General features: G+C 72.8%; 16 protein-coding genes. 4 read left to right on the top strand and 12 right to left on the bottom strand.

Going from position 1 to position 18,774, the window contains the following annotated elements:
- Positions 1 to 16: 16 nt before the first annotated feature.
- The 3 genes from SPRI_RS28870 to SPRI_RS28860 are packed head-to-tail and all read right to left on the bottom strand — an operon-like array spanning position 17 to position 3,020.
- The gene (locus tag SPRI_RS28870) at positions 17 to 1,510 is read right to left on the bottom strand and encodes a tripartite tricarboxylate transporter permease (RefSeq protein WP_037775103.1); all 1,494 of its coding nucleotides are present in this window, start codon (positions 1,508 to 1,510) and stop codon (positions 17 to 19) included.
- Complete coding sequence (locus SPRI_RS28865) at positions 1,510 to 2,040, bottom strand: tripartite tricarboxylate transporter TctB family protein (protein WP_005319355.1); 531 nt, start codon at positions 2,038 to 2,040, stop codon at positions 1,510 to 1,512. The genes SPRI_RS28870 and SPRI_RS28865 overlap by 1 nt, the downstream gene beginning before the upstream one ends.
- Positions 2,037 to 3,020, bottom strand: a complete 984-nt coding sequence (locus SPRI_RS28860) for a Bug family tripartite tricarboxylate transporter substrate binding protein (protein ID WP_005319353.1) — start codon at positions 3,018 to 3,020, stop codon at positions 2,037 to 2,039. The genes SPRI_RS28865 and SPRI_RS28860 overlap by 4 nt, the downstream gene beginning before the upstream one ends.
- Positions 3,021 to 3,142: 122 nt before the next feature.
- On the opposite strand from SPRI_RS28860, the gene SPRI_RS28855 reads away from it, so the two are divergent.
- On the top strand, positions 3,143 to 3,829 hold the full coding sequence (locus SPRI_RS28855) for a response regulator (protein ID WP_005319351.1): 687 nt from the start codon (positions 3,143 to 3,145) through the stop codon (positions 3,827 to 3,829).
- 31 nt (positions 3,830 to 3,860) lie between these two features.
- Here the strand turns inward: SPRI_RS28855 and SPRI_RS28850 are convergent, their stop codons facing one another.
- The 4 genes from SPRI_RS28850 to SPRI_RS28835 form a co-directional block, all read right to left on the bottom strand.
- Positions 3,861 to 4,226 (bottom strand): VOC family protein, encoded by a 366-nt coding sequence (locus SPRI_RS28850; protein ID WP_005319349.1) that lies wholly within the window; start codon positions 4,224 to 4,226, stop codon positions 3,861 to 3,863.
- A 195-nt stretch (positions 4,227 to 4,421) separates the two neighbouring features.
- A complete protein-coding gene (locus SPRI_RS28845) occupies positions 4,422 to 5,369 on the bottom strand; it encodes a MerR family transcriptional regulator (protein ID WP_005319347.1) in 948 nt (315 codons plus the stop codon).
- Positions 5,370 to 5,407: 38 nt separating this feature from the next.
- The gene (locus tag SPRI_RS28840; protein WP_005319345.1) at positions 5,408 to 5,941 is read right to left on the bottom strand and encodes a DoxX family protein; all 534 of its coding nucleotides are present in this window, start codon (positions 5,939 to 5,941) and stop codon (positions 5,408 to 5,410) included.
- Between the two features lie 130 nt (positions 5,942 to 6,071).
- Positions 6,072 to 6,947, bottom strand: coding sequence for a VOC family protein (locus SPRI_RS28835; RefSeq protein ID WP_037775100.1), 876 nt, complete (start codon positions 6,945 to 6,947; stop codon positions 6,072 to 6,074).
- Between the two features lie 86 nt (positions 6,948 to 7,033).
- Here SPRI_RS28835 and SPRI_RS28830 point away from each other — a divergent pair, with 86 nt between their 5' ends.
- Both SPRI_RS28830 and SPRI_RS28825 read left to right on the top strand, forming a co-directional pair.
- Positions 7,034 to 7,984, top strand: a complete 951-nt coding sequence (locus SPRI_RS28830) for an Lrp/AsnC family transcriptional regulator (protein WP_005319341.1) — start codon at positions 7,034 to 7,036, stop codon at positions 7,982 to 7,984.
- Positions 7,985 to 8,242: 258 nt separating this feature from the next.
- A complete protein-coding gene (locus tag SPRI_RS28825; RefSeq protein WP_053557474.1) occupies positions 8,243 to 9,280 on the top strand; it encodes a lytic polysaccharide monooxygenase auxiliary activity family 9 protein in 1,038 nt (345 codons plus the stop codon).
- A gap of 71 nt (positions 9,281 to 9,351) precedes the next feature.
- Here the strand turns inward: SPRI_RS28825 and SPRI_RS28820 are convergent, their stop codons facing one another.
- The 5 genes from SPRI_RS28820 to SPRI_RS28800 all read right to left on the bottom strand — a co-directional run bounded on the left by SPRI_RS28820 (position 9,352) and on the right by SPRI_RS28800 (position 17,233).
- Positions 9,352 to 10,221, bottom strand: coding sequence for an esterase/lipase family protein (locus SPRI_RS28820; protein WP_005319337.1), 870 nt, complete (start codon positions 10,219 to 10,221; stop codon positions 9,352 to 9,354).
- A 188-nt stretch (positions 10,222 to 10,409) separates the two neighbouring features.
- Entirely contained in the window at positions 10,410 to 11,375 is a 966-nt protein-coding gene (locus SPRI_RS28815) for a DNA polymerase Y family protein (protein WP_005319336.1), read from the bottom strand.
- Positions 11,372 to 14,881 (bottom strand): DNA polymerase III subunit alpha, encoded by a 3,510-nt coding sequence (locus SPRI_RS28810; RefSeq protein WP_037775098.1) that lies wholly within the window; start codon positions 14,879 to 14,881, stop codon positions 11,372 to 11,374. Before SPRI_RS28810 ends, SPRI_RS28815 begins: the two co-directional genes overlap by 4 nt.
- Before the next feature lie 211 nt (positions 14,882 to 15,092).
- The gene (locus tag SPRI_RS28805) at positions 15,093 to 16,424 is read right to left on the bottom strand and encodes an MFS transporter (protein WP_238996260.1); all 1,332 of its coding nucleotides are present in this window, start codon (positions 16,422 to 16,424) and stop codon (positions 15,093 to 15,095) included.
- A gap of 215 nt (positions 16,425 to 16,639) precedes the next feature.
- On the bottom strand, positions 16,640 to 17,233 hold the full coding sequence (locus SPRI_RS28800; protein WP_050791597.1) for a TetR/AcrR family transcriptional regulator: 594 nt from the start codon (positions 17,231 to 17,233) through the stop codon (positions 16,640 to 16,642).
- A 94-nt stretch (positions 17,234 to 17,327) separates the two neighbouring features.
- Here SPRI_RS28800 and SPRI_RS28795 point away from each other — a divergent pair, with 94 nt between their 5' ends.
- The gene (locus tag SPRI_RS28795) at positions 17,328 to 18,401 is read left to right on the top strand and encodes a YhgE/Pip domain-containing protein (RefSeq protein WP_005319329.1); all 1,074 of its coding nucleotides are present in this window, start codon (positions 17,328 to 17,330) and stop codon (positions 18,399 to 18,401) included.
- Positions 18,402 to 18,774: the final 373 nt, after the last annotated feature.

Here is an 18,774-nt window from a genome sequence, read left to right as displayed (position 1 = left end):
CTCCATCGGTCCGTCCCTAGGCGGCCGAACGGTTCCTGACGAACAGCCTCTTCAGCCACGGCCAGGCCAGCAGCACCACGATCACGGCGTAGACCGTCACCGAGAACGGTGTGTCGACGAGCCCGGCGGCGCTGCCGTCGCTGATCTGGAGCGCCCGCCGCAGCTGCTGCTCGGCGGCGGGGCCGAGGATCACACCGATGACGGCGGGCAGCACGGGAAGCCCGTAGCGCCGCATACCGAAGCCGATGAGACCGATGATCAGCAGGATCACCAGGTCGATGGCCTCGCCGCCGACCGCGTACGCGCCGACCGCCGCGAAGAACAGGATGCCGGCGTACAGGTACGGGCGCGGGATGCGCAGCAGCTTCGCCCAGAGCGGCGCGAGCGGCAGGTTCAGCGCGAGCAGCAGCACCATGCCGACGAACAGCGAGGCGATCAGGCCCCACACCAGGTCCGGTTCGCGTTCGAAGAGCAGCGGTCCGGGCTGGATGCCGTACTGCTGGAAGGCGGCCAGCATGACCGCCGCGACGGCGGTCGTGGGCAGACCGAGCGTGAGCATGGAGACGAGCGTGCCGGCCGCCGAGGCGGAGGCCGCGGACTCCGGCCCGGCCACGCCCTCGATGGCGCCCTTGCCGAACTCGTCCTTGTGCTTGGAGAGCCGCTTCTCCGTGACGTACGACAGGAAGGTGGGGATCTCCGCACCGCCCGCCGGGATCGCGCCGAACGGGAAGCCGATGACGGGGCCGCGCAGCCACGGCTTCCAGGTGCGCTTCACATCGGACTTCGCCAGCCACGGCCGGCCGACCGGGATCGCGTCGCCGCTGGAGCGCCGCAGATGGGCGGCGACCCACAGGGCCTCGCCGATGGCGAAGAGGCCGACCGCGACGATGACGACGTCGATGCCGTCAGCGAGCTGGAGGGAGCCGAAGGTGAGGCGCTGCTGGCCGGTCATCTGGTCGAGACCGACGAGACCGAGGGTGAGACCGATCAGCAGGGAGGCGAGGCCGCGGATCCTCGAAGAGCCGAGGACAGAGGTGACCGCGATGAACGCCAGCACCATGATGGCGAAGTAGTCGGGCGCGCCGATGTCGACGGCGAGGTCGGCCACGGTCGGCGCGAGCGCGACCAGCAGGATCGTGCCGATCAGGCCGCCGGCGAAGTGGCCGCCCGCCGCGGCGGCCAGCGCCTGGGCGCCGCGTCCCGCCTTGGCCATCGGGTTGCCCTCGATCGCGGCGACGACGGCCGCGCTCTCTCCGGGCGTGTTGAGCAGGATCGACGTCGTGGAGCCGCCGAACATGGCGCCGTAGTAGATGCCGGCGAACATGATGAACGCGCCGGTCGGCTCCAGCCCGTACGTCACCGGCAGCAGCAGTGCCACCGCCATGGCCGGGCCGATGCCGGGCAGCACGCCGATGGCGGTGCCGAGCAGCACGCCGATCGCCGCCCAGAGCAGGTTGATCGGGGTGAGCGCCGTCCCGAAGCCGTCGAGAAGGGAGTTCAGGGAATCCATCAGAGCACTCCCATCAGCGGGCCGCCGGGCAGCGGGACGCCGAGCAGATTGTTGAAGACGAAGTAGGTGACGACGGAGAGGACGGCCGCGATCAGCGGATCACGGTCGATGCGCCGGCTGCCGAGCGCGTAGGCGGAGCCCCAGAAGAGCAGCGCCCCGGAGATCGGGAAGCCGAGCGGTCCTATGAGGACCGCGTTCGCGAGGAACACACCGGCGAGCAGCAGCACGGTCCGCCAGTCGCCGGGCTCGGAGAGGTCGATGTCCTCGCCGCCCTCCGCCTCGCCGCGGCCGCCTCTCAGCACGTCGACGGCGAGGAGGACGGCGACGACCAGCAGGCCGATACCGACGGCGATCGGCACGGTCGTGGGCCCGACGGGCCCGCGCTGGGTGATGTCGACGTCCATGGTGAGCGCGTCGGTGAGGACGAGGACGCCGATGACGAGGAGCAGCACGCCGACACCGAGTTCGGAGTGTTCGCGCAGCCAGGAACGCCGGTCCGTGGCCCCTGTGGTGGATCCGGTCGAGCTCACAGTCCCAGCTCCTTCAGCACCTGGTCGACGCTGTCGTCCTGCTGGTCGAGGAAGTCGCCGAACTTGTCGCCGGTGAGGAAGGCGTCGTCCCAGCCGTTCTTCTTCATGGATTCCTGCCACTGCTCCGATTCGTGCAGCTTCGTGACCAGGCCGATGAGCTTGTCGCGCTCGCCGTCGGTGAGGCCCGGCGGGGCCACGATGCCGCGCCAGTTGGTGAACTCGGTGTCGAGCCCGGCCTCGCGCAGGGTGGGCGCGTCCAGACCGGGGACGCGCTTCGGTCCGGTCACGGCCAGCAGCCGCAGCTCGCCCGACTTGATCTGGTCGAGGTACTCGCCGACGCCGGAGACCCCGAAGGCGACCTTGTTGCCGAGGATGGAGGCGAGCAGCTCACCGCCGCCGTCGAAGGGGATGTAGTTGACGGACTTCGGCGCGATCCCCGCGGCCTGCGCCATCAGCATGGGCGCGAGGTGGTCGGGCCCGCCGGGCGAGGACCCGCCGCCGACCGGAAGCTTGCCGGGGTTCTTCTTCCACGCCTCGACGAGCTGGCCGATGTCCTTGTACGGGGAGTCCTTGGCGACCACCACGATGTCCTGCTCCTCCGTGAGCCGGGCGATCGGTGTGGTGTCGGCGAGGGTCTTCGGCGACTTGTTGGTGTGTACGGCGCCGACGACGCCGAGGCCCATGGACATGGCCAGCTTGCCGTTCCCGTGCTCGCCGACGAGCCGGGTCAGGCCGACGGTGCCGCCGGCGCCGGGCAGGTTGAAGACCTCGATGTTGGGGGTGAGCCCTGCGTCCTCGGCGTTCTTGGCGGCCGTGCGGGCGGTGATGTCGTAACCGCCGCCGGGGGTGTTGGGAACCATGAACCGCAGACCCGGGATCTGGGTACCGGTTTCCGCTCCGCTGCCCGAGGTGAGCAGCGGCGGCCCCACGAGCACCAGCAGTGCCGCCCCGAGCAGGGCAATGGGGGTGCGCAGTCGCACGGGATCGCCTCTCGTCGTAGATGTGTGAAGTGGCCCACATGTTGCCTGCGCGTTAAGAAGCTGTCTCTCTTCCGGAATCAACGGACGTTGTGGTCCTTGTGGTCGCGGCTTAGCGTGTCGGCGTGACAAAGGTGCTGGTGGTGGACGACGACTTCATGGTCGCGAAGCTGCACAGCCGCTATGTGTCCCAGGCGGAGGGCTTCACGGTCGTCGGGGTGGCCCACAGCGGCGGTGAGGCGCTGCGTGCCGCGGAGCGGCTGCGGCCCGACCTCGTGCTGCTCGACATCTACCTGCCCGACATGGACGGGGTCACGGTGCTGCGCGAGCTGCGGGCGGCGGAGGAGCGGGATCCGGACCGGCCGAGCGCCGACGCCCTGTTCATCACGGCCGCACGGGACGCGGCGGTGGTCCGCTCCGCGCTGCGGGCGGGCGCGCTGCACTACCTGATCAAGCCGTTCAACCAGGCCGCGCTGCACGAGCAGCTCCGGCATGTGGCGGCGCTGCGCTCGCGCCTCGACCGGCTGGACGAGGCGCGCCAGGAGGACGTGGACCAGATCTTCGGCACCCGCCCGCCCGGCTCCCGCGAGCTGCCCAAGGGCCTCGCGCCGCACACGGCGGAGCTGGTGGAGCGCATCCTGCGGGAGCACCCGGGCGATCTCTCGGCCTCGGAGTGCGCGGCGGCGGGCTCCCTGTCACGGGTGAGCGCGCGGCGGTACCTGGAGTACTTCGCGGAGACGGGCCGGGCCGAGGTGACACTCCGCTACGGCGGTACGGGCCGCCCAGAGCGCCGCTACCGCCGCATCGGCTGACGCGGGGCGTCGCGTCTTCGCAGCGAGCGGGTCAGGCGCCGGCCGGCGCCTGGTGGAGGCCGAAGGGTGAGCCCTGGTCGTCGTGGCACAGCTGGAAGCGGCCGAAGCGGGCGACCGTGTCCTCGTCGCCGCCGAGATCGACGTCGTCGACCGTGCCGCCGAGATCGCGCACGCGGGCGACCGCCGCCTGCACGTCGTCGACCCGGAAGAAGACGTACGGTCCGGCTCCGGGGTCCCCTCCGTGCACTCCGCCGGGGACACCGGGGGTGCGGATCGAGTAGCCGCCGCCCTCCGTCGTCCCGGCCTCGAAGGTCCAGCCGAACAGCCCGGCGTAGAAGGTCCGGGCCCGCTCGGAGTCGGCGACGCCCAGTTCGAAGAACGAGATCTCCCCGTCCATGCCCTCTCCCGATGTCGGTGGCCCCCGGTGCGGTCCCCACCGTACGGCGGGCGTATGACGGTCGCATCCGGCCGGACGTCCGCATTCCGGACGACGTGGCGCGCCGGACCGGGCGGCCTCCGGGCTCGGGAGTTGCTGGTGCCGCCGGGGCTGCCACGAGAGGACGCCGTCCCGGCACGGCGCGCGGCCGGCCGGTCAGCCGCTGTCCGGCAGCCGGACCCGCAGGGCCTGGACGGACCATGCGAGCACCGGCCCGAGACGCTCCGGAGCCGGCCAGCCGTTGATGACCGCCAACAGTTCGAAGTACCGGTCCCTGCGGCCGTTGTGCAACGTCTCCAGCCGCGCCAGCAGATGACGGCGGAGCTCGACGTCGTCGGCACGGTTCAGGACGTTCGCACCGTGTGCCGTGAGCGCCGCGACGACCGGATCGGCTTCGGGTGACTCCGGTCCCACCCCATCGTCCAGAGCGGGGCCGACCAGGTCACGGACGGTCGCGCCGAGGTCCCGCTGCGGGGGCCGGGCGCCGGTCTGGGCGTACTGGGCTGCCAGGTCCTCGACCGACCGTCGGACGGCGGTCCGGAACTGCGGGTCCTGGGACAGTTCGGCCAGTTCCACCCACGCCCGGATCTGCTCCGGACCGGGGTCGCCCGGCAGTTCCGGCGTCATCGACCGCATGGCCCCCGCCAGGCCCGGGCAGTGGCCGAGGTCCTCGAAGACGGCGCCCAGGAAGTCGCCGATCAGGCGCCTGCGTCCGTCTTCCGAAAGCTGTGCCAACGTGTGCATGAGAGCTGTCTCCTCAGGGGTGGAGCCGCGTTCGGCCACCGTCATCAGCACCGCGCGCCGCATGCCCAGGACGCGGATCTGCACCGCGAGCGCATCGGCGTGGGCCGCCGCCACCTCCGGCAGTGAGCGCTCCCGGTCCATCACCTTGCGAATGGTGGCGAGGTCCAGCCCCAGGTCGCGCAGAGTCCGCACGAGACCGAGACGGGAGATGGCGTCCGGGCTGTAGAGGCGGTAGCCGGCCGGGCTGCGTCCGGCCGGCGGCACGATCCCGCGATCCGAGTAGAACCTGATGGCCTTGACCGTGAAACCGGTCCGCCGGGCCAGCTCACCGATCGCGAGAAACGTGTCGCCGTCGTCCATGCCCCCACCTTGGTGTCTCCCCCGGAAGGAGACTCAAGCTATCGGCCCGGTCTCACCAGCGTCCCGCTCCCCCGCCCCGGCATCGACGAGCCGAAGGACCGGCTGCGTCGCGGGCCGCCCGCCCACAGCGCGACGGCGATGAAGACCAACTGCTCGGGAACCCTGAACCACAACGGCGTGGCGGGGTCGCCGCCCAGAGGGATGTCCTCGACGGCGGCGAAGATGTTCGCCGGGAGCATCAGTACGAAGAGCACCGCCAGGCCGCCACCGGCCGCCGGCCGTGTCTCGGCACGCACGAGCCCAGCGGCGCCGAGGAGTTCAAGCACGCCGGTCAGGTGGACCGCCGCCCGGGGGAAGGGGACGAAGGGCGGCACCATGGCGACCAGATCCTCGTGACCGGGCATCATGACCGTGCTCACCGGGTTGAAGTGCGCCGCCGCGGTGAAGACCAGCATGACGGCGAGGCCGTGCGTGACCGCGGCCCGCCAGGTTGCGAACCGGCCGATGCCGAACTTGCCGAGGAGACGGAAGCCGGCCGCCGGGCAGGCGAGCAGCAGGAGAGTTCCGAACATGGGTGTCCTCCGACGGGACGAGACGTGCGGGACGAGCGGGGCGACGGTCGTCTCCCGGCGCTCGGGGGTCGACTGCGGATGACGGGTGCCGGACGCGCCGCGTGCGTACGGGCCGCGTCCGCCGAACCGGTCAGCCGGCGGTGAAGAACAGGCCGGCTCCGTACGCGTGGCGCGCGGAGACGAAGAACCCGTCCCCGGCCGGCCTGGTCGGCGTGCCGCTCTCCTCCACGATCCCGCGGGCGTGGGCGACGTCGTCGACCAGGATGGTCATGGCCGCCAGGTACGAGGGGGCCGGGACCGGTTCCCCGGGAAGCACCTCGCCGGCGTCCGTCGCCCGGACGATCTGCAGCCTCGCGGCCCCCGCGTCGAGCACGGTGAGCGGGCCTTCGGCCCCGGGGGCGGTCTGCAGGAGGCGTGCGTACCGGTCGGTGATCGCATCGAACTCGGCGTCGTCGGCCACCATCAGAACGGCACCGAGACCGCGGGCGCCGTTCTGATGCTCGAGATGGCGTGGCTGGTGTACGTACCGGCGGGTGAGGTGCTGGGCGATGCCGAGATGTCCCTCCGGGGTCGAACGAGGGTCGACGTGAACGGCGCGGGCACGAACCGTGCGTGGTCCTTCCTCGGTGTTGACGTCGCGTTCCAGGTCCAGCACGCCCGAGGTGCGCAGGGCGGCGTCGGCAAGTCGGCGGTGGGCGGCCTCCGCGTCGGCGGTGTCGAGGTTGAGCAGCCGGAAGCCCTCGTACTCGTCGGCCATGGCCCTGGTGTGCCAGGGGTCGGGGGCCGACTCGTCGACGATGCCGAGGAGTTCGATGTACGAGGTGCCGAACAGCGCGCACCGGTTGGCGGTGCAGCCGGGCACCGGCTCCTCGCCGGGCCGCCCGGCCAGCAGGTGCCGCGATCGAGGGCTGAGGGTGAACCCGAAGGAGGTGTAGGCCCGCTCCGGACCGTCCAGGTCGCGGGTCAGTATTCCGGTGTGATGGATGCCGTGGATGTCGCCTGTCATGGGATCGATGCTCCGTCGGCCACCCGCCCCGGGACCGCCAACTGCCGTCGCTACGCCGCTTTCCGACATCGACCTACACTGGTCCGGTGGATTCGGCCACGCTGGACGTAATCGATCTGCGGCTCCTGCACGCTCTCCAACTCGACGGACGCGCCGCCTTCAGCAGGATCGCCGACGTGCTCGGTGTCTCCGACCGCACCGTGGCCCGCCGTTTCAGCAGGCTCCGCCGCACGGGGACCGCGCGAGTGGCCGGCGTGACCAGCAGCCACCGCGTCGGGCATGCCGAATGGCTGGTGCGCCTGCGTGCCCTGCCTCCCGCCGTCGCCCCGCTCGCGCACGCGCTGGCCCGTCGCCCCGACACCGCCTGGGTGACCGTTGCTTCCAGCGGTACCGAGGTCATCTGCATCTTCCGTGTCGCCGGGGAGGGGCCGGCGCCCCTCGGTGCGCTGGGCCGTCTTCCGCAGGTCACGCAGGTCGACGCGCAGCGGCTGTTGCGCCCGGTGATGAGCCACCGCTGGATCGGCCGGACCTCGGCGCTCAGCGACGAGCAGATCACCGCGCTGAGGCCGGCTGTCACCACGGAGAACGCTCCGGTCGCCCTGACCGATCTCGACCACCGCCTGTTGCCCGCCCTCGCCGCGGACGGCCGTGCCGCCTACCCGGAACTCGCCCGGCACGTCGGCTGGTCGGAGTCCGCCGTCCGCCGCCGCCTGGACGAGCTGCGCCGGTCGGGCGTTCTTCAGTTCGACGTCGAGGTCGACTCGGGTCTGTTCGGCTTCTTCGTGCAGTGTCTGCTCTGGCTGACCGTCGTGCCCGCCCGGCTCGACGGCATCGCCCGGACCCTGGCGGGTGATCCCGAAGCGGCCTTCGTGGGCAGCACGACCGGGCCCCACAACCTGATCGCGATCGCCGTCTGCCGTGACGCCGGCGCTCTGCACACCTACCTGACCGACCGCATCGGCTCGCTCGAGGGCGTCGACCGCGTGGAGACGGTGATGATCACCTCCTACACGAAGCGTGCCGCACCGGCGATGTGAGGTCTGCGCTTCGTCCTGGGACGGGCGCGCCACCGTCGCCGCCGCCCGCATCCTCAGCGGCTGCTTAGCGTCGCCTTAAGAGCGCCATAAGGATCGGCGCACCCCCGCCCAGCAGGCGATCTCAGGTGTCGGGAGCGGCTAACTTGCTGATCGCCGGGGTCGGTTCGAGCAGTCGGCGCCGTAGTCCGCGGGGGGCCGCGCCGCCTGCTCGAACCGGCCTCGGCCACCCCCCATAGCCGCCTTAAGGAGAACGTCCCCATGACCGCTCGCCGCAAGGTCACCACGGTCGCCGCGCTCGGCCTCGCGCCGCTCGCCCTCGCCGGTCTCGCCACGGCGCCGGCGTCCGCGCACGGATCGATGACGGACCCGGTCAGCCGGATCTCCGCCTGTTTCGCGGAGGGGCCGGAGAGCCCGGACTCGGCGGCGTGCAAGGCGCTGGTCGCGGCGGGCGGGACGCAGCCGCTGTACGACTGGAACGAGGTCAACATCGCCAACGCGGCGGGGAACCACAAGCAGTTGATACCGGACGGCAAGCTGTGCAGCGCGGGCCGCGACAAGTACAAGGGGCTCGACCTGCCGCGCGCCGACTGGCCGTCCTCGGCGCTCGCCTCCGGCAACCACACCTTCCGTTACAAGGCGACCGCGCCGCACAAGGGCACCTTCGAGCTGTATCTGACGAAGGACGGCTACGACCCCACGAAGCCGCTGAAGTGGTCGGACCTCGAGGAGAAGCCGTTCGCGAAGGTCACCAATCCCGCGCTGGAGAACGGCGCGTACGTCTTCGACGGCATCGTGCCGAACAAGTCGGGCCGGCACCTGGTGTATTCGATCTGGCAGCGCTCGGACTCCCCCGAGGCCTTCTACACCTGCTCCGACGTGGTCTTCGGCAAGGACAGCGGTGGCAATGCGCCGGCCCCGTCCGCGAGCGCGCCCTCGGAGCAGGACATCGAGCAGGGTGCCGAGAAGTCCACGGTCGACCACGGCGGCCACGGCGGTGACGACCACGGTGAGCCGGCGGGCGCGGGCACGGACGCGGGCACGGACGCCGGCACGGACGCCGGGAAGCCCGCGGAGCAGCCCGCGGAGAACGCCCCGGAGGCGAAGGCCGCCGACGAGCCGGCGGCCGCCCCGGCCGCCCCGGAGACGTCGGGTGAGAACCTCGCCGCGACGGGTGGTGACAGCAGCACCACCTACCTGGCGATCGGCGGCGCGGCGGCGCTCGCGGTCGGCGCCGCGGCGCTGTTCGGGCTGGGCCGTCGCAGGACCGTGGCGGCCGGCGGACGTCACAGCCGCTGAGGGTGACGCGGTGAGCTGCCGCCCGTCCCGGGACACCGGGACGGGCGGCAGCCCTTTTTGTGTGCGCCGCGTCAGCCGAAAACGGACGCGCAGGTGGTGGGTGTGGCGTGCGCCGGGTCGAGCGCGTTGGCCACCTCGTGGTAGGCGATCAGATCGAACACGCCGATCGCGACGTGCTCCGACAGGTCGAGCGGACAGAGGTCCTGGAGCAGTACGTTGCGGACGTTCGGCCCGCTGAGGTACTGCGACCGCCAGGGGGTCACCACCTCGTCGTAGCGGGTGGCGATGACCGTGTAGCGCACACCGGCCACGGTGTCACCGTCCGCGTTGAGCCGGGTGAGGAAGGCCGAGCCGGTGACCTGGTCGGCGAGGGCGGGGGTGTGCCGGCCGAGCAGGTCCGCCGCGCCGGGGAAGTACGGCAGCAGCGCGGTGAAACCGTTCAGGTCGGTGCCGTGGTTGCTCGGGGCGATGCCGACGAGGGCGTTCACCTTGGCGGCCCCGCCCAGGAACTTGAGGTAGTAGCGCGGCATCATGCCGCCCTGGGAGTGACCGACGATGTCCGCCTCGGGCGCGCCGGTGGCGGCGAGCACCTTGTCGACGTAGGCGTCGAGTTGCTCCGCCGACTTGTCGACGGGGCCGAGACCGTGGAAGAAGGGCACGCCCGGGAGCTGCCCGTAGTCGAGGGAGAAGACGCAGTAGCCGCGCTTCACCAGGTACGGGGCGAGGACGAGCCAGTTGTCGACGGAGTTGCCGAGGGTTCCGTGGACGAGGACGACGGGGCGGGGATGGGCGGCGGAGGGCTTGCAGTCGTAGTCGTTCCAGCCACTGCTGGGGGCGGCAGTGGTGGTGTCCGCGGTGGCGGTGGCGGCCGGGGTGAGGGCGACGGCCACTGCGAGCATGAGGGCTGACAGTGGTCTGAGCGCACGTTTCCAAGGCAGCATCGATCAGTCTCCTTGCGGCTCAAGGGAGTTGCGATGGCTGGATTCGTTGTGCTCACGTCAACTTACGCGCGGGTAACCGGACCTGGGAAGTTACGCGTCGGTAAAGACTGCCCCTTCTTGCGGACCGGATCTGCTATGGGCCCGCCCGCCGAGCGCGGCGGCGGATCCGGCCGACGGGCGCGCGGGTACTACGCCGCCAGCGATCCCGGCACGACCGCCCCGGGACCGAACTTCGCGCGCGCCCGGTCCGCGACCTCCTCGATCCGGCGCGCCCGCTCGTCGGCGGGGTCGAACGTCAGCTGCCGCGCCGCCCGTTCGGCCGCCGTCAGGTCCTCGGCGCGCAGCGACAGTCCCCGCACCCTGGCCCGCTGGAGCCCCAGTACCTCATGGAGCGCGTACGCGGTGTCGGCGAGCGCCGCCGAGTGGGCGGTGGGTTCCCGCAGGGTGCGGGTACGGGTGGTCGTGGAACGGTCGGCATAGCGCACGGTGAGCGTCAGGGACCTGCAGACCTGACGCTCGCCCCGCATCCGCGATCCCAGCTCCTCCGCGAGCGAGAGCAGCGCCCGCCGGTGCTCGATCTGGTCCAACTCGTCCAGTCCGAAGGACCGTTCGGCGGCCATCGAGCGTGAGAGGGCGTTCGGGACGACCGCCGTACGGTCGATGCCGCGGGCCCGTTCCCACACCTCGCGCCCGGCCCGCGCGCCCAGGATCCGCTGGATCACGGCGAGCGGCGCGCCGGCGACACGACCCGCGGAGTCGAGACCGTACGCGCACAGGGTGCGAGCGGTCACCGGGCCCACCCCGTCGAGCGCGGCGACCGGCCTGCCGTCCAGGAAGGCCGCGGTCTCCTCCTCCGTCACCACCAGGGTCGTACCCGGCACCGCCTCGCGCGCGGCCATCCGGGCGATCATGGGTACGGGTCCGGCGCCGATGACACAGTCCACGCCGCAGTGCGCGAGCGCCCGCACCCGCAGCAGTGAGGCGAGCTGCGCCGCGTCCCGCCCGAAGTACCGCTCCGCGCCCCGGACGTCGACGAGTGCGGCGTCCGGCGGCAGCGCCTGGACGACGGGGCTGATGTCCTCGGCCACGGCGAGCAGCGCGGGCAGCGCCGCCTCGTACATGGGCGACAGCAGGAAACGCACGTAGAGGATCATCCGGCACTCCCGGGACTCTGATGCCACAACTTCCTTCCGCCCGCGGCCCCTTCACCGGCGGGCTTGAGATCCGCCCAGGGGTTGAGCTCGTAGCCCGTCGGCAGCTGGATCCGGCGGCCGTTGTCGGACCCGTTCCCGCCGTCCGGCTCCGGCGCCGGGGCGGCCAGCCGGGCGGCGACCGCGTCGAGGCCGCCGGTGCGCCGCAGTTCCACCAGCTCCGCCAGGTTCCAGGCGGCCGAGCCGACCACGCTGAGGCTGCGCGGTCCGCGCCGCTGCACCACACCGCGCACCAGCAGCAGCCAGGAGTGGAAGACGGTGTGGGCGCAGGCGGCGTGGCTGTCGTCGAAGAAGGCGAGGTCCACCAGGCCGCTGCCGTCGTCGAGCGTGGTGAAGATGACCCGCCTGCCGGAGCGGATCGGCGGTGTCTGGGTCGCCGCCTTGGCGCCCGCGACGAGCACCGTCCGTCCGTGCGGGGCATCGCGCAGCCGCTGCGCGGAGAGCACGCCGAGCTCGGCCAGGAAGGCATGGTGGTCCGCCATCAGATGGCGGGAGGCGTCCATGCCGAGCACGCCCAGCTCGGCACTGAGGCGTTCCGCGTCCCCCAGGTCGGGCAGCCCGACCGGCGCGGTCTTCTGCCCCTGGGCCAGCGGGAGCTGGCTGCCGTAGGACGCGGCGCCGCGCCGGGTGCGGTGCAGTTCGGCGAGGTGCAGCAGCAGATCGCGGCGGTTGGCGCCGAAGGCGTCGAGCGCCCCGACCTGGGCCAGCCGCTCGGCGACCGGCCGTGAGGGGCAGGCCCGCTGCCAGAAGTCCAGCAACGAGGAGTACGGCTGCCCCGCCTCGATGCGCGCCGCCTCCGCCTCGCTGATGCCGTGGACGTCGGAGAGCGCGAGCCGCAGTCCCCAACGGCCTTGGCCGGAACGGGCGTCGGCGGCAGGAACGGAGCCGCCACGGGAGCCGCCACCGGCCCCCGCGGAGGCCCGGGACGACACGTCATCAGACACCAGTTCGATTCTGTGTGCGACCGCCGACCGGTTCACATCCAGCGGCAGCACCGGGACCCCGCGCCGCCGCGCGTCCGCCAGCAGCAGCCGCTTCGGATACATCCCGGGGTCGTGGGTGAGCAGCCCGGCGTAGAAGGCCGCCGGGTGGTGCGCCTTGAGCCAGGCCGACTGGTACGTGGGCACGGCGAACGCGACCGCGTGCGCCTTGCAGAAGCCGTACGACCCGAAGGCCTCGATGATCTCCCAGGCCCGGCCGATCACCTCGGGCGCGTACCCCTTGGCCCCGGCGTTCCGCGCGAACCACGTCTTGATCTTCCCCTGCGACTCGGGGTCGGAGAGACCGCGCCGCACCCGGTCGGCCTCGTCCCGGCCGCAGCCGGTCATGATGTCCAGGATCTCGATGATCTGCTCGTGGAAGACGACCACTCCGTACGTCTGACGCAGCGGCCCCTCCAGGTCGGGATGCGGATAGCGGGCGGGTGCCCGGCCGTGCCTGGCCTCGATGAACGGCCGCACCATGTCGGCCGCGACCGGCCCCGGACGGAACAGTGAGATGTCGACGACCAGGTCGCCGAAGGTCTCCGGCTGAAGCCGCCCCACCAGGTCGCGCTGGCCTGGCGACTCGATCTGGAAGCAGCCCAGCGTCTCGGTCGACCTGATGAGCCGGTAGGTGGCCGGGTCGCCCGGCGGCACGGCGTCGACGTCGACCTCCTCGCCGGTGGCCCTGCGCACCTCGGCGACCGCGTGCGCCATCGCCGACTGCATCCGCACCCCGAGGACGTCGAGCTTGAGCAGCCCGAGCTCCTCCACGTCGTCCTTGTCGAACTGGGACATGGGGAAGCCTTCGCCGCTGGTCGGCACCACCGGTGTGCGGGTGAGCAGCGAGGCGTCGGAGAGCAGCACGCCGCACGGGTGCATGGCGACCCCGCGGGGCAGCGCGTCCAGCGCCTCGACCAGTTCCCACATCCGTTCCCGCCGCTTCGACTCCGTTGCCACCTCCCGCAGTTCCGGCAGTTCGGCCAGGGCCGCGCGGGCGTCGCGGGCCCGGATGTGCGGGAAGGACTTGGCGAGCTTGTCGATCTCCGCCGGGTCCATGGACAGGGCGGCTCCCACGTCCCGGATCGCGTGCCGGACCCGGTAGGTCTCGGGCATGGCGACGGTCGCGACCCGCTCCTCGCCGAAGCGGCCGATGATCTTCCGGTAGACCTCGAGCCGGCGGGCGGACTCCACGTCGATGTCGATGTCGGGCAGGACGCGCCGCCGCTTGGACAGGAAGCGCTCCATCAGCAGTCCGTGCTCGACCGGGTCGGCGTGCGCGATGCCGAGGAGGTGGTTGACCAGGGAGCCGGCACCGGAACCGCGCGCCGCGACCCTGATGCCCATGCCCTTCACGTCGTCCACCACCTGAGCGACCGTCAGGAAGTAGGAGGCGAAGCCGTGGTGGGCGATGATGTCCAGCTCGTGGTGCATCCGCTCCCAGTACTCGCGCCGCCCGTCGTAACCGCGCAGCACCATTCCGGCGGCGGCGCGGGAGGCCAGCACCCGCTGTGCGGTGCGGTACTCGGCACCGACGAGGGCCGGCTCCGGGAAGTGGACGCTGCCGATCCCGAGATCGTCCTCGGGATCGACCAGACATTCGGCGGCCGTCTCCTCCGTCATGGCGAGCAGCCGGTGCGCGAGCTCGCGCCGGAACCCGGCGGCCTCCGCGACCCGGCCGGCGAGGACGGCCATCGCCGCCGGGTCCTTCAGCCAGCGCTCACCGCTGTCGAGGCCCTTGCGGGGGTCGATGGGCACCAGGCGGCGGGCGGCGTCGAGGACGTCCGCGACCGGGCCCTGGCCGGGGTCGGCGTAGCGGACGGCGTTGGTCAGCACGGCCCGTACGCCCTGCTCGGCGGCGAGGCCGAGGGTACGGGCGGCATGGCGCAGCGAGCCGGGACCGGTACCGCCCCCGCCGTGGTGCACGACCTCCAGCCGGAGCCGGTCGCCGTACCGCTCACGCCAGGGGGCGAGCAGCTTGGCCGCGCGGTCGGGGCGGCCGGCGGCCAGTGCCCCGCCCACCTCGGACGACGGGCCGAGCAGCACGGTCAGCCCGTCGCCGTGGTTGTCGTCCCAGGGCAGCAGGGGGCTGCGCGGGTCGGTGGCGTGGGCGGCGGTGACCATCCGGCACAGGTCGGCCCAGCCGCGGCGGTCGCGGGCCAGGAAGACGGTGCGGGGCGCGGACTCGTCGACGAACGCTCCGCCGCGCACCGGCGTACGGCGCCGCTCGGCGGGCCCCTCCTGCCGCGCCCGCTCCCCCACCGCGAGGTCCACCCCGAACAGCGGACGTACGCCTTCCTTGGCGCAGGCGGTGACGAAACGGACCGCGCCCGCGAGGGTGTCGCGGTCGGTCAGCGCGAGGGCGTCCATGCCGCGCTCGGCGGCGCGGCCGGCCAGCCGCTCCGGGTGGGAGGCGCCGTATCGCACGGAGAACCCGGAAACGGTGTGCAGATGCGTGAAGTAAGGCATCCGCACCTCCTGAATCAGTCGTTCTCACCTCCCCCACCTCCAACCATAGACCAGTTTCGAACATGCGTACGACACATTCCCCGAGCCTCCCCGCAGCCCCGTGTTCCGCCTCCCCGCAGCCCCGTGTTCCGCCTCCCCGCAGCCCCGTGTTCCGCCTCCCCGCAGCCCCGTGTTCCGCCTCCCCGCGGCGGCAGCGGGATGCCGCCACGTACTACGGAGCGGTGCGCGGTCGCGGCGGGGCGGCGCCGGAAGGGCCCGGCAGCACCGCCGCCAGGAGCGCACCGGCCGCCGCCACGGCCGCGAGGACGGTCATCGCCGGCCCCGTCGCGGAGACGGACATCACCACGGACCCCGCCGGTCCCCCGCGGGGTGCCGCGAGTGTCATCAGCGCGGTCGCCACGGCCACCCCCAGCACCGGACCGATGTTCATGGCGGTCTGCTGGAGCCCGCCCGCCACCCCGGCGTGCTCCGCCGGCGCACCGCGCACGACGACCGCCGTCGCCGCGACCATCGCGGCGCCGAAACCGGCACCCACCAGGAAGAACCCGCCGCCGACCGGTACCGCCCCCGACGCCCGTTCGAGGCGGGAGAGCGCGAGGGCGCCGAGGACGAGGAGGGTCATCGCCACCGCGGTCGCCCGCCGCGGACCGTACCGGCGCAGCGCCACCGCGCAGACCGGCGCCCCCAGGACCACCGCCACGGCCCCGGGCAGTGCCTGCAGAGCGCTCCGGAAGGGGTCGAGACCGAGGACGTCCTGAAGGAAATAGACCCCGGCGAACAGGGACCCGGACAGCACCGCCGACGCGCACACCAGCACCCCGAGCGCCGAGGCGACGGCGGCCGACCCGAGCACCTCCGGCGGCACCAGCGGGTCACGGCCGCGCCGTACGTGCCGCACGAACGCGGCACCGGCGACGACGGCAGCACCGCATCCCGCCGCGGTCACGGCAGCCCGTCCGCTGACCGGCATGCCGACGAGCGTGTGCACCAGGCAGACCAGGGTCACCGCGAGCAGGCAGGCCCCGACGGGGTCGAGCCCGGTCCTTGGCGCCTCGACCGGCTCCGGGTCCCGCACGGCGAGCACGAGCAGGCCGATCACCAGCGCCGGCGCGACATTGAGCAGGAAGACGGACCGCCACCCCAGCTCGGCGGCCAGCGCCCCGCCGACGAGCGGCCCGGCGGCCGCCGCCGCCCCGATCGCGCTGGTGCGCAGCGCGATCGGCATGCCCAGCCGGTCGGGCGGAAACGCGGCCCGCAGCATGCCGAGGGTGGCCGGCTGCAGCAGCGCGCCGAAGACTCCCTGCGCGACGCGCAGCGCGATCACCCAGCCGATGTCCGGCGCCAGTCCGATCCCGGCGGACGCGGCGCCGAAGCCCAGCGTCCCGACGGCGAAGACCTGCCGGTGGCCGAACCGGTCGCCGATGCGGCCGGCGAGGACGAGCAGGCTCGCCACCGCGATCAGATAGCCGGTACCGGTCCACTGGACCTGTTCGAACGACGCGTGCAGTTCCCGCTGCATGACCGGCTGCACGATGGTCAGCACGGTGCCGTCCAGGGCGACGACCGAGGCGCCGACGACACTGCCGGCCAGCGTGATCCGCCGATGGACCGCCCTCCGGCCCGGGCTTCGGCCCGCGCTTTCGCCCGTGGGACCGCTCTCCCCCGTGGGGCCGTCGCCTCGGCCGGCGCTCCGGTCTTCGTCCCGGCCGGTGTTCCGGTGTGCGCTGCGGCCCGCGCGGCCCGCGCTCGGGGCCGTACTCACCGGGGATCCGGCCCGAGGTGGGCGGCCAGCACCGTGCGCAGAAGTGGTTCGACGTCGTCGGTGCCCGTCGCGAGCTGGAGACTGCCCCAGCCCCACAGCTGGGCGATGCCGTGCAGATTCGCCCACAGCGCGGTCGCGGCGACCTGCGGCGGGGCGTCCCCGGGACGCGGCCGCACCTGCGCCACCGCGTCCACGAACCTGCCGAAGAGCGGCAGGCTGGTCTCCCGCAGCCCGAGATGACCGCTCTTGAGCAGGTCGTGGCGGAACATCAGCTCGAACATGCCGCCGTCGGTCCGCGCGAACTCCAGATAGAGGCGGCACAGCGCGGCGACCCGGGCGCGGGGGTCGTCCTCACCGGCGCCGACGGCGTCGGACCTGCGCGCCAGGTCGGCGAAGCCCTCCCCGGCGATCGCGGACAGCAGGGACAGGTGGGTGGGGAAGTACCGCCGTGGTGCGCCGTGCGAGACGCCCGCGCTGCGGGCGATCTCCCGCAGGGAGAGCGCTTCCACCCCCCTCGTGGTCACCAGCTCGACCCCCGCGGCCACCAGCCTGGCCCGGAGACTCTCGTCGTGTTGCGTCGCAGACGTCATGGACAGTGTCTACCGCAACCCGTAGACACTGTCTAATTCGGCCATTCGGACCCTACCGCCTGCGCGGACGACGGGCGCCGTCGAGCGTTGGGCCATGGCACAGACGGCACAGACGGACGACGAGCCGCGCAAGGGGTTCCTCGACGAGGTCAAGGACGCGGTGACCGTGCGGGCCGCGATCCTGGTCATCGGAGTGCTGGCGCTCCAGCTCGGCTTCATCACCTCGTACATCGGCGCCTTCCACCAGCCGAAGCCGCACATGATCCCGCTGGCGATCACCTCCCCCGACACGCAGATCGCCGACGAGGCCCTCTACCGGCTCGCCCGGTTGCCGGGCGACCCCCTGGAGCCGCGCACCGTCGACGACGAGGCGGCCGCCCGGCGGCAGATCCTGGAGCGGAAGGTCGACGGGGCGCTCGTCATCGACCCCCGCGGCACCACCGACCGGCTGCTGGTCGCGGGAGGGGGCGGGGGAGCGCTCTCCGAGGCGCTGGTCGCGGTCGTCGGAAAGGCGGAGCAGTCGCAGCAGCGCAGGATCCAGGTGGTGGACGTCGTCCCGGGCGCCAAGGGCGACGCACGCGGCCTCTCCTCGTTCTACCTGGTGGTCGGCTGGTGCGTGGGCGGTTATCTGTGCGCGGCGATCCTGGCGATCAGCGCGGGCGCCCGCCCCTCGCACGGGGCCCGCGCCGTCATCCGGCTCGGCGCGCTGCTGCTGTACTCGATCACCGCGGGGCTGCTCGGCACGGTGATCGCCGGTCCGGTCCTGGAGGCGCTGCCCGGCAGCATCTGGGCACTGTGGGGCCTCGGCACCCTGCTCGTCTTCGCGGTCGGAGCGCTCACGCTGGCACTGCAGGGACTGGCGGGGATCGTGGGCATCGGCCTGGCGATCCTGCTCGTGGTCGTCCTCGGCAACCCGAGCGCGGGCGGGGCCTACCCGTATCCGCTCCTGCCGCCGTTCTGGCGCGCGATCGGCCCGGCGCTGCCACCCGGAGCGGGCACGTACGCGACGCGCTCCATCGCGTACTTCAGGGGGAACGGGGCCGGCGGACCGATGCTGGTGCTCGCCGCGTGGGCGGTGGCGGGCTCGGTGGTCACGCTGGCGTGCGCGATGGCGCGGCGGCAGCGCACGGAGGAGTCGACGCAGGCGGTCGGAGCGAGGCGGGCCTGACGGGCGGAGGTGGACCGGGTCGGCCCGTCGGCGTCCGGGACGCGGAGTGCACGGGCGAAGCCCCGGGCCCCGGGAAGTGCCGCGGCCGCCGGGCCGCACCGGGACGGAGGACCGGCCCCGGGACGGAGGACCTGGCCCCGGGACGGAGGACCGGCCCCGGGCCGTGAGGTCCCCGGCGGCAGCCGGGCCGTACGGGGACGGGGGACCCGGTCCCCCACGGCCACCGGGCCCGAGGAGAACCGGCCCGCCACAGGCGCCACGCACTCACGTGCCCCACCCGCGCCCCCGAAAGCCACGGCCCCGCCCCCGCCACGTGTCCGTGGCGGCGGCGGGGCCGAGCAGAGGAGAAGGGGCCGAGCAAAGGGGGCCGAGC

The organism is Streptomyces pristinaespiralis (assembly GCF_001278075.1).
In the GTDB taxonomy this organism is placed as follows: domain Bacteria; phylum Actinomycetota; class Actinomycetes; order Streptomycetales; family Streptomycetaceae; genus Streptomyces; species Streptomyces pristinaespiralis.
The sequence above is the reverse complement of the archived record's forward strand: the minus strand, read 5'-3'. Positions and strand labels throughout refer to the sequence as shown.